Raw genomic sequence first — 13,143 nt, 5'->3', positions numbered from 1 at the left:
GGCGGGTACCGCCTGCAGGCCGAGCACCGCGACGGCGGCGACGCCGACCAGCGCGGTGCTCGTGGTGACGCGCCTGCGGGCGCGCCTGGGGGGTGTGGATCTCACGCGGTGCTCCTTGTCTGCCGGCCGTGCTGGGACGGCCGAAGGGGGGCTCGCTCCACCGGGCGCGCGTCGCGCCCCGGGGAGCTCCGGAGCCGGAGAATGGTTAACCCCGGAACGATCGCATGCATTTGTGTGCATGTCACCGCAAAGTTCGCGCCAGGCCGCGTCCGTAGGGAGATCGGTTCCAGCGCAAGGGAAATCCCTACATCCCTTAGGGATGGACAAGGGCGTCCTGACAGGGAACACTGCCGCCTTTCGGAATCAGACGGCACCAGCGGGGGAATCAGGGCGGGCTAGCGGGAGAGGGTGGCGCCGGGGCCGTCCAGGCCGCCGCCGAGGAGGGAGCCGAGCTGCGACCGGGAGCGGATGCCCAGCTTCCGGTAGATGCGGGTGAGGGACGCCTCGACGGTCTTCACGCTGAGGAACAGCCGGTTCGCCACCTGCTGGTTGGTGGCGCCCTGGCCGACGAGCACCGCGATGCGCCGCTCGCCCTCCGTCAGCGCCGCCTGCGCCACCGCGCCGAAGGGGGCGGAGGCGTCCTGCAGGCCCATGTCCAGGCGAGCCAGACGGTGCCGCGCCTGCTCGGCCCAGGGCCGAGCGCCGCACCGCAGGAAGATCTCCAGGGCGTCGGCCGCCGCCTTCCGGGCGGCCCCGGCACGCCGCCGGCGGCGTTCGATCCTGGCCTGTTCGAGCAGGCAGTGCCCCATTTCCAGGGGCTGGCCGAGCCGCTCGAACAGCACCGCGGCCTGCCGCAGGAGCGCGACGGCATCGTCCGGTTCGCCGCGCGCGGCGAGCACGCACGCCTCCGCCCGGTCGAGCAGGCCGGTGACGCCGGCGCCCCGCGCCCGGTCACCGATCACGGCACGGGCCGCGCGGACCACCTCCTCGGCACGCTCGACCTCACCGAGGGCCACCAGCCCTTGGGCGAGATCGCCGTGCCAGCGCAGGACCCTCGGGCAGCGCATGCCGCGTCTCTGCTCGTCCGGGGCGGAGCTGAGGGCGTCGATGCGCAGCAACGTGTCGACGCCCGCGCGAACGTCACCGATGCGCATGCGGGCGACGCCCAGCACGTGCAGCAGGCGGCTCTGGAAGATGAGGTCGTTCTCCTGCTCGGACGCGCGCAGGCCCCGCTCCGCGAGGGACATGGCGCGGTGGATGCTGCCGCCCGCCAGCTCCGCCAGCGCGCCCGGGTACCAGGCCGGGCCCGGGCTGAGCGCGGCCTGCTCCGCGATGCGCATGGCGCGGTCCGCGAAGTCCAACGCCTCCCGGCAGCGGCCCGTACGGGCGGCGACCTCGGACAGGTTGCGCAGGACGTGCACGACCTCCTCGCCGGAGCCGCGCTCCACCAAGGCCAGCATCCGCAACAGCTCCGCGCGCGCTTCGGTCAGCCTGTCCTCGGCGATGGCGCAGTAGGCGGCGATATAGCGGGGCGTGGTGTGCATCTGGCCGTCCAGCGGCGGCTCGGGCAGGCGCTCAGCGAGTTCCAGGTCGTGGACGTAGTCGTCCCGTCCTTCGATCAGCGAGATGTTCGCGCGCAGGGCCAGAGCCTTGGCCTCCATCGCCATGTCACCCGCTTCCCGCGCGTGCGCAAGCGCGCCGCTGGCCTCCTGCTCGGCGAGCCCGGAAGCGCCGTTCAGCAGAGCGCCCAGCGCCATCCGCACGCGCAGCGGGCCGAGCAGCGCCGGGTCGCCGCCCGCGTCGACGAGCGCGGCGGCGAAAACCTCGCCCATCTCCGCGAGGCCCTGGCCCGACAGGTCGAGCAGGGCGAGCCTGGCCCGCACCCGCTGGGCGCGGGTCGCGTCGGCGGCGAGGACGGCCTCGGCGGCCCGGTGCACCAGATCGGGCAGCCCGCCGTTCGCGCCCGTCTCCGCCGCCGCGACCAGCCACTCCAGCCGCTCGGCCGCCGGATCGGCCGGAGACCGGTCGGCGGCCAGCCGGTACAGCTCGGCGGCCATCCGGTGCGAACCCTGGCGGACGGCCTGCTCCGCCGCCGTGACCAGCGAATGCGCGAGCTCGGCGTTCGGGCCGGGGTCGGCGAGGGCGCGATGGCGGGCGCGTCCGGCCGCGTCCGGCACCACGGCGGCCAGCGCCCGGTGCACCCGCGCCAGATGCTGCGCGTCGGCGGACTCGGCGAGAACGGTGCCGACCGCCGGCGGCGTGAACCGGATGCCGCCGCCTTCGGTGATCAGCAGGCCCAGGACGGCGGCGCGCCTGATGTCGCGCGCGGCCTCGGCGCGTCCGGCCCGGCACAGCAGGTCGGTCGTCGGACGGATCGCGAGCGCGGCCATCAGCAGCGTCTCGTGCGCCTGCGCCGGCAGCCGCGCCAGCCGCTCGGCGATCACGGCCTGGACGCGCTGCGGCAGCGGCGCGGGCCGCCAGTGCCGCGGGATGCGGTCGGTGAACGCGCCGCCGAGCGCCAGCGCGAGGTACGGGTTGCCGCCGGAGTCGGAATGCAGCGTGTTCACGACCCGGACGGGAAGCCCGTAGCTGTCGAACATCTCGGCCAGCTCGTCCGGCCCGAGCGGCGGGACGGGCAGGTGCAGCGCGTCGGGAGCGGGAGCCCAGGGCGTGCTGCCTCCGTCGCCCGGGGCGAGACCGTCCGGCCAGGGCCCGGCGACGACGGCGCGCACTCCGCGGGACCCGACCCGCTGGACCGCGTACCGGACGGCGTGGACGGACTCCGCGTCCACCCACTGGGCGTCGTCCACGAGCAGCAGCACCGGACGTTCCCCTGCGCACCGCGCGAGCAGCCCGCGGAACGCCAGCCGGCAGGCGACGTGGTCCATGCCGGACCGGTCCGCGAACGACCGGCCGAGGGCCCGCTCGTTGGCCGCGGCCGGATGCGGCGCGGGAAGCCCGGTCAGCCGCTCCCGGGGAAGCTCGGCGGTGAGGGTCTCGGGGAGCTGGTCGAGCAGCTCTGCGAGCCCCGAGCAGGGCACCCACCGCTCGGTCTCCGTCCCGGCGACCCGCAGGACGAGTTCGCCGCGCGCGGCCGCCGCATCGCCGACGGCCTCGAGCAGCGCCGTCTTGCCGATGCCGCTGGGTCCGGTCAGCACGACGCTGCCGTTCGCGGCGAGCCGGGCCTCGATCGAGGCGAGCAGTGCCGAGCGCCCCACCAGCGAGGGAGGTGCTCCCTTCCGACCCGCCGACGGCGCGGCACCGACGTCCATGACTCGCTCCCTTCCGGAGGATTCGGACGCCGCCTCGACAATAACCACCGCGCGGGGGCACTCACAACGACGAGGCCCGCCGGCGGTCCGCCCCCGAACCGGGCGGTTCCGCGAAACACCAGGTCCGGCCTCCGCGCGCGGCCGGAGGACGCGATGAGAACGCGATGACGCCCGGAACCGGTGGGTTCCGGGCGTCATGATCTGGCGTCTTGGGCAGGTGCCGCTACCCGGCCGCTGGTCGGCCGGTCACTCGCCCGTCCAGTTCGGCTTGCGCTTCTCGGCGAAGGCGGCCGGGCCCTCCTGGGCGTCCTTGGACACGAAGACCGGCAGGGTGATCTCCTGCTGCTTCTGCCACATCTCCTCGGACGTCCAGTCCCCGGACCCGTTGACCACCTTCTTCGTCGCCGTGAGCGCCAGCGGCGCGTTCTCGGCGATCCTCAGGGCCAGCTCCTTCGCCGCGGCGAGCGCGCCGCCCGGCTCGGTGAGCCGGTTGACGAGGCCGACCTCCGCCATCCGTTCCGCCGGGTACTTGTCGCCGGTGAGGGCGATCTCCATGGCGATGTGGAACGGAATCCGCCGCGGCAGCCGCAGCAGGCCGCCGCCCGCCGCGACCAGGCCGCGCTTCGGCTCGGGCAGCCCGAACTGCGCGTCCCGGGCCGCGACGATCATGTCGCAGGACAGCGCCAGCTCGCAGCCGCCCGCCAGCGCGTAGCCCTCGATCGCGGCGATCAGCGGCTTGTCCGGCGGGCGCTCGGTGATGCCCGCGAACCCGCGTCCCTCGACGACGGGGGTCTCACCGGCGAGGAACGCCTTGAGGTCCATGCCGGAGCAGAACGTGCCGCCCGCGCCGGTCAGGATGCCGACGGACAGGTCCTTGCGGGAGTCGAGCTCGTCCACGGCGTCCGCGATCCCGCGTCCAGCCGCGCCGTTGAGCGCGTTGCGCGCCTCCGGGCGGTTGATCGTGATGACGAAAACGCCACCATCTACCTCGGTCAGCACGGTGTCGTTGCCGGGGGGCGTGGGGGGTCGTCCCCCCTCGGTCAGAACAGCATCGGACATTCGGGCCTCACTTGGGCTGGAAGCGGATGCCGCCGTCGAAGCGGATGGTCTCGCCGTTCATGTAGTCGTTCTCGATCAGGGACTTGACGAGGTGCGCGAACTCCGACGCCCGGCCCATCCGCTTCGGGAACGGGACGGGCGCGGCGAGCTTGGCCTTGAACTCCTCCGCGGCCTCGCCCTGGCCGTAGATCGGGGTGTCGATGATGCCGGGGCAGATCGTGTTCACCCGGACGCCGATCGCCGCGAGGTCGCGGGCGGCGGGCAGCGTCATCCCGATGATCCCGCCCTTGGACGCCGAGTACGCGACCTGCCCGGTCTGCCCCTCGATCCCGGCGACGGACGCGGTGTTGATCACCACGCCGCGGGCGCCGTCCGCGTCCGCGGGCTCGGTCCTGGCGATGGCGGCGGCGCCGATCCGCATCAGGTTGAAGGTGCCGATCAGGTTGACCCGGATGACGGTCTCGTACTGGCCGAGGTCATGCGGGCTGCCGTCGCGGTTCACCGTCCGGGACGCCCAGCCGATGCCGGCGCTGTTGACGATCACGCGCAGCGGCGCGCCGGTGTCGACGGCGGCCTGCACGGCGGCCTGGACCTGCTCCTCGTCCGACACGTCCGTCTTGACGAAGACGCCGCCGATCTCGTCCGCGACCGCCTTGCCCCTGTCCTCGTTCAGGTCGGCGACGACGACCTTGGCGCCTTCGGCGGCCAGCGCGCGGACGGTGGCCTCACCGAGGCCGCTCGCGCCCCCGGATACGACGGCGGAAACTCCGTTCAGGTCCATAAGCAGCACCTCACGTGTGGGACCGAATGTGGTTCGGGGTGATGGTACCCAGACGCGGCGCCGTGCCCTCCACCCGGCCCTCCGGGACGTCCAGGCGGTACAGGGCGTAGGCGTGCTGGATCACCGGCAGCGCCACGTTCCGCACCCGCACCCCGCCGGACGTGAGGCCCTTCTCGGTTCCCTTGTGCGCGTGCCCGTGGATCGCGAGGTCCGCGCCGGACGCGTCGATCGCCTCCCCCAGCAGGTAGCTGCCGAGGAACGGGTAGATCTCCGGCGGCTCCCCTTCGAGGGTGCCCTCGGCGGGCGCGTAGTGCGTCAGGCTGACGATCATGTCGGCGTCCAGGTCCAGGAGGGCGGTGCGGAGCCGTCCGGCGAAGTCCTTGGTGTGCCCGACGAACGCCTTCATCTCCGGCTCGCCGAAATCGCTGGCGCAGCGGCCCTCGAACCCGCCGCCGAAGCCTTTGCCGCCGGCGATGCCGAGCCTCGTCCCGCCGCAGTCCAGGACCGTCCCGTCGCCTTCCAGGACGGTGACGCCCGCGTCGCGCAGCACGTCCGCGATCTCGTCCTCGGCGTCGGAGTGGTAGTCGTGGTTGCCGAGGACGGCGACCACCGGAACCCCCACGTCACGCAGCTCGCCCGCCGCGACACGGCCCTCCTCGACCGTCCCGTGCCGGGTCAGGTCGCCCGCGACGAGGAACACGTCCGCGTGGGCGGCGAGCCCGGTCAGGTGCGCCCGGTACGTCCCGGCCGTCTCGGGCCCGACGTGCAGGTCCCCCGCCGCGGCCACGTGGATCATGACAGCCGCTCCTCGCCGTCCGGCTCGGTGACCGCGACGACGTGCAGCTCGTTGCTGATCTCGCGGCCGCCGGCGGCGTCCCGGGCGGTCGCCTCGACCTCCCGGCGCTGCTCCTCGCTCACCACCTCACCGCGCAGCCGCACCACGTCGCCGCTGACGTCCACACGGATGCCCAGCTCGTGCGCCTCGGCCGCGACCCGCTCCTGGATGTGCGCGGACAGGTACTCCGGCGGCTCGGTCATGTCCCGCTCCCTTCCCGTCACAGCACGTCCTCCCCGATGACGCCGAGCCGGGCGAGCAGCGTCAGAAAGGCGTAGGCGTACGGGGACTCCGCGGTCTCGGCGGCGACCAGCCGCCAGTCGACCTGCTCCCGCAGCGCCCGGCTCACGTGCAGGAACCCGCTGAAGTCGCAGGCGGTCTCGGCGAACGCCAGCAGCCGCATGACCACCAGATCGGTCGCGGGCAGGACCGGCATGCGCACCGCCCCGACCGGCATCACCTCGGCCCGGTCGAGCAGGTTCCCGTCCACCGGACGGCCGGAGGGCGTATGGATCAGGTCGATCAGGTGCTCGCCGTCGCACGCCTTCTCCAGCCAGTTCTCGGGGCTCTTCAGATGCGTCATGCCCGCGCCGGCGAGCGCGTCCAGCGCCGCCGGGACGTCCCATTCCCGGACCACGAAGTCGACGTCGTGGGTCGACATCGCGGCGCCGCGGGCGTAGGCGGCGCACCCGCCGGCGAGCGCGTACCCGAGCCCGGCGTCGCGGAGGGCGGCGGCCGCGCGTTTCAGGCTCGGCAGCAGGCCGCCCGCGTCGCCGCCCGGACCGCCGCCCGAGCCGCCGGCCGCCGCACCGTCCGAGCCGCCGCCCGAGCCGGGGCCCGGACTCGCGGTACCGGACCCGGGGCCCCTGACCTTGGGTTCCGTCTGCACAGCCCCACGCGTCCCTGGGTCGACTGCCGTTCCGGTTGGCGGTACCCGGGGACGCGCGGGTCATGCCCTCAGCTCGTTCCGTTCGGTCGCCTCAGTCGAGCGTCGGGTAGTCGGTGTAGCCGCGGTGGTCGCCGCCGTAGAAGGTCGCCGGGTCGGCGTCGTTGTAGGGGCCACCGGCGCGGATGCGGGCGGGAAGGTCCGGGTTGGCGAGCCACATCTCGGCGAACGAGACCGCGTCCGCGACGCCGTCCCGCAGGGCCGCGGCGCCGTATTCGGGCGTGGCGGGGAAGGAATCGGGGGTCGGGTGCGGGTTGAGGATCAGCGTGCCCGGCCATTCGGCGCGGATCCGCCGGGTCATGGCGCGGTCACCGACCTCCATGATGTGCAGGTAGGCGAGCCCGAGCGGGGCGAGCGACGCGACCAGCGCCGAATAAAGCTCGGGGGTGTCGCTCTCGCTGACGCCGTTGGCGTTGCCGCCCGGCGACACGCGGAAGCCGACGCGGTCGGGCCCGATCGCGTCGGACACGGCCCGCGCGACCTCGACGGCGAACCTGGTGCGGTTCCCGGGCGTCCCGCCGTAGGCGTCGGTACGGGTGTTGCTGCCGTCGGCGAGGAACTGCTGGATCAGGTAGCCGTTCGCGCCGTGCAGCTCGACGCCGTCGAACCCGGCGTCGATCGCGTTGCGCGCCGAGGCGGCGAACTCCGCTGTGGCCTGGGCGATGTCGTCCAGGGTCATCTCGCGGGGCACGGGGTGGTCGAGCAACCCGTCCGGGGTGAAGAGCCGCTCGCCGGACGCGATCGGGGACGGCCCGAGCGGCAGCCCGCCGTCCGGGTACAGGACGGGATGCCCGACACGCCCGGCGTGCATCAGCTGGGCGAAGATCCGTCCGCCCGCGGCATGCACCGCGCCCGTCACCGGCCGCCACGCCTCCACCTGGTCATCGGAATGCAGGCCGGGCGTCCAGATGTAGCCCTGGCCCCGGACGCTGGGCTGCGTCCCCTCGGTGATGATCAACCCGGCGGTGGCGCGCTGCCGGTAGTACTCGGCGGTCACATCGGTCACCTTGCCGTCCTCGACCGCCCGGCTGCGGGTCATCGGCGCCATCACCAGACGATTGGACAGTTCCAGCTTTCCCGCCGACAACGGCTCGAACAGTTCTCGCATGGCGTTCTCCTAGCCCTCAGGTGTGTTATCGCTGGTCAAGAACGTAGGAGCCGTCGCCGCGGGGCGAATCCGTATGGATTCGGTAGTTCGCCCCGTAGTTTGGATCTGTGCTCTACGGGCGGAACGACGAACAGGCACGGATCACCTCGCTGCTCGCGGACGCGCGCGATCACCGCCGCAGCGGTGCGCTCGTGCTGCGCGGAGAGGCCGGCATCGGCAAGTCGGCCCTGCTCGCTGAAACGGCGCTGCTCGCTGAGGCCGCCGAGCCGCTGCCGCCGGACGGGCCACCGCCGGACGGGGCGTCGCGCGTCCTGCGGGTCACGGGCGTGGAGGCGGAGTCGGGCATCGCGTTCGCGGGCCTCACCCAGCTGCTGTGGCCCGTCCGGGACCGGCTGGACGTCCTCCCGCCCCCGCAGGCCGCCGCGCTGCGCTCCGCCCTCGAACGGCTGGACGGGGGCCCCGGCCCCGCATCCGGGCGGGACCCGTTCACGACCGGCTTCGCCGTCCTCACACTCCTCGCCGACCTCGCCGACTTCCCCGACGGGAGCGGCCCGCTGCTGTGCCTCGTCGACGACGCGCAATGGCTCGACTCCGCGACCGCCGAGGCGCTGCTGTTCGCGGCGCGGCGGCTGGCGGCCGAGGGCGTCGTGATGCTGTTCGCCGCGCGGGACGACGCGTTCACCGGCACGGGCCTGCCCGAGCTGCGCCTCGACCGCCTGGACCGCGACGCCGCCGAACGGCTCGTCGCGTCCCGCGACCTCGCGCCCGCGGTCCGCGCCCGGGTCGTCCGGGAGGCGGCGGGCAACCCCCTCGCCCTGCAGGAGCTGGGCGCGACCGGGTCCTTCCGGCCGGACGGCCCTGATCCGCTGCCGGTCGCGGACCGGGTGCTCGGCTCGTTCCGCGACCAGATCGGCCGCCTCCCCGAGAGCACCCGGACGATGCTGCTGATCGCGGCGGCCGAAGGGCGCGGGCACATGCCGAGCCAGCTGGGCGCGGCCCGCGCCCTCGGCGTGAGCCTCGCCGACCTGGAGGCGGCCGAACGCGCCCGGCTGGTGAAGGTCACCGGGCGCACCATCGAGTTCCGCCACCCGCTGATCAGGGCGGCCTCGTACCACGGCGCCGTCGCCGCGCGGCGCGTCGCCGTCCACCAGGCGCTCGCCGACACGGCCGACGACCTCGACTGCCGCGCCCGGCACCGCGCGTCCGCCGCCCTGGGTCCTGACGAGGACGTCGCCGCCGACCTGCGGGACGCGGCGGAACGCGCCCGCGGCCGCATGGCGCACGCGACGGCGGCGTCCCTCTACCGGCAGGCGGCGGACCTGACGCCCGACCCGGACGCCCGCGCCGCGCGGCTCGGCGCCGCCGCGTCCCTCACCCTCCAGGCCGGGCGCCTGGACGAGGCCGAGGACCTCGCCGTCCAGGCGGAGAAGCTCACCCGCGACCCGGCCGAACGGGCACGGCTCGCCCGCGTCCACGCCATGGTCGAGTACGAGCGCGGCGACCCGCGCGCCGCCGCGCGCATGCTGGTCGACCACGCCGCCGACGCGGCGCCCGGCGACCACGCCGCGATGCTCCGAACGGGCGCGGTGTACGGGTGGACGTCCGGCGAGCTGCCCGCCGTCCTGCGCGCCGCGGAACTGCTCCCCGGCGACCGTACGGTCCAGGGCCTCGCGGCCCTGGCGGGCGGCGACCACGCGCGAGGCGTCCCCCTGCTGGCCGAGCTGATCGACGAGACGCGCGGAGGAGGCGGGGCCGCCGGCGCGCTGCCCGGCCCCCGCCAGAGCGTCGAGAACGCCCGCGGCGATCGCGTGCTGGGCGCGCAGCTCGCGCTGGTCATCGGCGCGGACGAGGCCGCCCTGGACCTGGCCGCCGCCGAGGTCGCGCACTCCCGCCGGCACGGCCTGATCGGCGCGCTGCCGAACGTCCTGCAGACGCTGGCCCAGGCGCAGATCGCCGCCGGGCTGCACGCGGACGCGGAGGCCACCGTCGCCGAGGCGATCGCGCTGGCCCGCGACACGGGGCGCCCGCACCGCGAGGGACGCCTCGGCGCGGTCCTGTCCCGGATCGCGGCGATCGAGGGCGACGAGTCCCGGCTCCGCGAGCTGATCGCCGGCGCCCCGCCACCGCACGGCGGCCTCGCCGACAGCGCGCTCGCCCTCCTCGACCTCGGCCTCGGCCGCTACGACGACGCGCTGCGCCGCCTGGACGAGATCGCCCACGGACCCCGCCGGTACAGCACGGGCAGCCTGCTGTCCGCCGCCGACCAGGTCGAGGCCGCCGTACGGTCCGGGCAGCCCGATCTGGCCCGCCCGGCCTTCGCACGGTTCCGCACCTGGGCTGAGGCAGGTGGGCAGCCCTGGGCCCTCGCAGTAGCCCTGCACTGCGAAGCCCTATTGGACGACAGCGAAGAACCCTACGCACGTGCAATCCGGCTACACGACCAGTCGATGCGACCGTTCGAGCGGGCCCGCACAGAGCTTCTCTACGGCGAGTGGCTGCGCCGGGCCCGCCGCCGCTCCGACGCGCGCGTCCCGCTCCGCTCGGCCATGGAAATCTTCGAGCGCCTCCGCGCCACACCCTGGCTGGAACGCGCGCGCGCCGAGCTCCGTGCCACCGGCGAATCAGGCACTGCCGCGCCCACCGCCCCCGACCTCCTCGACCGCCTCACGCCGCAGGAGCTTCAGGTCGTCCGGCTGGCGGCCTCAGGGACGAGCAGCCGCGAGATAGCCGCACAGCTCTTCCTCAGCCCGCGGACGGTCGAATACCACCTCTACAAGGCGTATCCCAAGCTCGGCATCTCGTCCCGGAAGGAACTGTCCCGGCTCGCGGTCACGAACGTCGCGGCAGCGTCCGGGCAAGGAATTCCTCGGTGAGCCGCCACGCCCGCTCCGCCGGCTCCGGCTGGTAGAACATCGGCGCCTTCCGATTGTGGAACGCGTGCCCGCCGTCCTCCTGGACGTGGATCTCCATGCCGTCCCGCCCCTCCACGGCACGTTCCACTTTGGCGACGTCCTCGCGGGGGATGTACTCGTCGGCCCCGCCGAAATGGAACTGCGCCGGAGCCCCGATGCCGTCGATCTGGTCCAGCGCGTCCGGCACACCCGACCCGTAGAACGACACCAGGGCATCGATCTCCGCCCTGGCGGCCAGCAGGTACGCGACCGTCCCGCCGAAACAGAACCCCAGGACACCGACCTTGCCCACACCGGGCAGCCCCTTCAGCACACCCAGCGCCGCCGCCGCGTCCTCCACGCCCTTAGCCCAGTCGAACTGGGAGACCATCGACATCCCCTTGGGGAGCGCCTCCTCGTCGTGGACGACCGTCCAGCCCGGCTCGATCCGCCAGAACAGGTCGGGCGCGGCCACGACATACCCGAGCGCCGCCAGGTCCTCGGCGACCGCCCGCAGATACTCGCCGACCCCGAAGACCTCCTGGACGAGCAGGATCCCGGGCCCTTCCTGACCCCACACATGCAGGTCGAACTCACCGTCCGGAACAACGACCCTCTCGATTCGCGTCATATCACCCGATGATCGCGTAAACCGCCGTCGCATGCGCGACGATCTTGGAATCGGCGGTCATGTCGATCTCCGCGAACGCCAGCGTCCGCCCCAGCTTGGTGAGCCGCGCCCGCACCAACACGTCCCGTCCCACCACGGGCCGCTGGAACGACGTGCTGAGCTGCACCGTCGTCATCGGCACGAACGCGCCCTTCGCCGCCGACACGGCGATCACCACCGCCGTGTCGGCCGCAGCCATCAGCGCCTGCCCCGACAGCGCGCCGCCTTCCCTCGCGAGCCTGTCCGACCACGGCAGCCGCAGCACGGCTCCGTCCTCCCCCACCTCCTCGGGCACCAGCCCCAGCTCAAGTACCCAGGGCGCGAAGTTGTCGCGCAGAATTTCGTCGGGCTTCACCGTCACACCCGACATGATGCACGCTGAGGGCATGCACGAGGAGATCTTCCTGCCGTCCACCTACGCGTCCGGGGTCCCCTACGACACGTTCAGGAAACTGCGCACCGACTCCCCGGTCACCCGCGTCCCCGAACCGGCCGTCGGCCCCTGGCCCGCCGGACCCGGCTACTGGGCGGTCTTCCGGCACGCCGACGTCAAGCACGTCCTGCGCTCCCCGGACCTCTTCTCCTCGAACCTCGGCGCCACCCAGATCCGCGACCCCGACACGCCCGAGGACCTCGCGTTCGTCCGCGCGATGATGCTCAACCAGGACCCGCCCGACCACTCCCGCCTCCGCCGCATCGTCGCGGCCGCGTTCACCCCCCGCGCCGTCCGCGCCCTGGAAGAAACCATCAACACCAGAGCCCGAACCCTCATAACGTCGGCCCTCAACGAGGAAACAGACTTCGTCGAACTCGCCGCGGACCTCCCCGTCTGGACGCTCGCCCACATCATGGGCGTCCCCGACGCCGACCGCCGCCTCCTCTACGACTGGGCGTCCCGCGTCATCGGCTACCAGGACGACGAGTACGCGGCCATCTCCTCCGACCCCGCCTCGATGACCCCCATGGCCCGCAAGGCCCTGCAACACCGCCCCACCACGATGACCCATCCCGACGGCCGCCCCATCAACCCGCGTTCCTACACGGCCCTGGCCGACATGTTCGCCTACGCCCACGCTCTGGCCGCCGAGAAGCGGCTCCGCCCGTCGGACGACATGATGTCCCGCATGCTCGAAGGCGGCCTCACCACCCAAGAGTTCGAGAACATGTTCTTCCTCTTCGCCGTCGCCGGGAACGAGACCCTCCGCAACGGCATCCCCGGCGGGCTCCTCACCCTCCTCGACCACCCGTCCGAACTGGCCCGCCTCCGCGCCGACCCGTCCCTGCTCCCAACGGCCATCGAAGAGATGCTCCGCTACTGGCCCCCGGTCATGGACTTCCGCCGCACCGCCACAAGGCCCCTCACCCTCGGCGGCCAAGAAATCTCCCCGGGCGACAAGGTCGTCGTCTACCACGCCTCCGCCAACCGCGACGAGACCGCCTTCCCCGACCCCGACCGCTTCGACATCACCCGCACCCCCAACGACCACGTCAGCTTCGGCTTCGGCCCCCACTTCTGCCTGGGCGCCCACCTCGCCCGCTGTCTCTTATACCCATCTCCGAGCCCACGAGACCCTAAGACAC

At 73.5% G+C, this 13,143-nt stretch carries 11 protein-coding genes; 2 read left to right on the top strand and 9 right to left on the bottom strand.

The genetic code is table 11. The features are described from left to right. Positions 1–395: 395 nt before the first annotated feature. From ETD83_RS32445 to ETD83_RS32415, 7 genes are all read right to left on the bottom strand, one after another. Positions 396–3,218, bottom strand: a complete 2,823-nt coding sequence (locus tag ETD83_RS32445; protein WP_205718009.1) for an AAA family ATPase — start codon at positions 3,216–3,218, stop codon at positions 396–398. 300 nt (positions 3,219–3,518) lie between these two features. Beyond that, positions 3,519–4,331: a crotonase/enoyl-CoA hydratase family protein gene (locus tag ETD83_RS32440; protein WP_138649023.1), complete on the bottom strand. Its 813-nt coding sequence runs from the start codon at positions 4,329–4,331 to the stop codon at positions 3,519–3,521. A 7-nt stretch (positions 4,332–4,338) separates the two neighbouring features. Beyond that, entirely contained in the window at positions 4,339–5,112 is a 774-nt protein-coding gene (locus ETD83_RS32435) for an SDR family NAD(P)-dependent oxidoreductase (RefSeq protein ID WP_138649022.1), read from the bottom strand. 10 nt (positions 5,113–5,122) lie between these two features. Beyond that, complete coding sequence (locus tag ETD83_RS32430; protein WP_138649021.1) at positions 5,123–5,908, bottom strand: metallophosphoesterase family protein; 786 nt, start codon at positions 5,906–5,908, stop codon at positions 5,123–5,125. Then, on the bottom strand, positions 5,905–6,150 hold the full coding sequence (locus tag ETD83_RS32425) for a BON domain-containing protein (protein WP_138649020.1): 246 nt from the start codon (positions 6,148–6,150) through the stop codon (positions 5,905–5,907). The genes ETD83_RS32430 and ETD83_RS32425 overlap by 4 nt, the downstream gene beginning before the upstream one ends. Positions 6,151–6,167: 17 nt before the next feature. Continuing rightward, entirely contained in the window at positions 6,168–6,836 is a 669-nt protein-coding gene (locus tag ETD83_RS32420) for a hypothetical protein (protein WP_230421336.1), read from the bottom strand. Positions 6,837–6,927: 91 nt separating this feature from the next. Then, complete coding sequence (locus ETD83_RS32415; protein ID WP_138649019.1) at positions 6,928–8,001, bottom strand: alkene reductase; 1,074 nt, start codon at positions 7,999–8,001, stop codon at positions 6,928–6,930. A 107-nt stretch (positions 8,002–8,108) separates the two neighbouring features. On the opposite strand from ETD83_RS32415, the gene ETD83_RS32410 reads away from it, so the two are divergent. After that, entirely contained in the window at positions 8,109–10,874 is a 2,766-nt protein-coding gene (locus ETD83_RS32410; RefSeq protein ID WP_138649018.1) for an ATP-binding protein, read from the top strand. On the opposite strand, the gene ETD83_RS32405 is transcribed toward ETD83_RS32410, so the two are convergent. Together ETD83_RS32405 and ETD83_RS32400 are read right to left on the bottom strand one after the other, a co-directional pair. Further along, complete coding sequence (locus ETD83_RS32405) at positions 10,831–11,523, bottom strand: dienelactone hydrolase family protein (protein WP_138649017.1); 693 nt, start codon at positions 11,521–11,523, stop codon at positions 10,831–10,833. The genes ETD83_RS32410 and ETD83_RS32405 overlap by 44 nt on opposite strands. Before the next feature lies 1 nt (position 11,524). Further along, positions 11,525–11,923, bottom strand: coding sequence for a PaaI family thioesterase (locus ETD83_RS32400; protein WP_205718008.1), 399 nt, complete (start codon positions 11,921–11,923; stop codon positions 11,525–11,527). A gap of 25 nt (positions 11,924–11,948) precedes the next feature. Between ETD83_RS32400 and ETD83_RS32395 the strand changes: the two genes are divergently transcribed. Then, positions 11,949–13,143, top strand: a 1,195-nt coding sequence (locus ETD83_RS32395; protein ID WP_138649015.1) for a cytochrome P450, incomplete at its 3' end; no start/stop codon positions are given.

It is taken from the genome of Actinomadura soli (assembly GCF_005889715.1).
Taxonomy (GTDB): Bacteria; Actinomycetota; Actinomycetes; order Streptosporangiales; family Streptosporangiaceae; genus Spirillospora; species Spirillospora soli.
The sequence above is the reverse complement of the archived record's forward strand: the minus strand, read 5'-3'. Positions and strand labels throughout refer to the sequence as shown.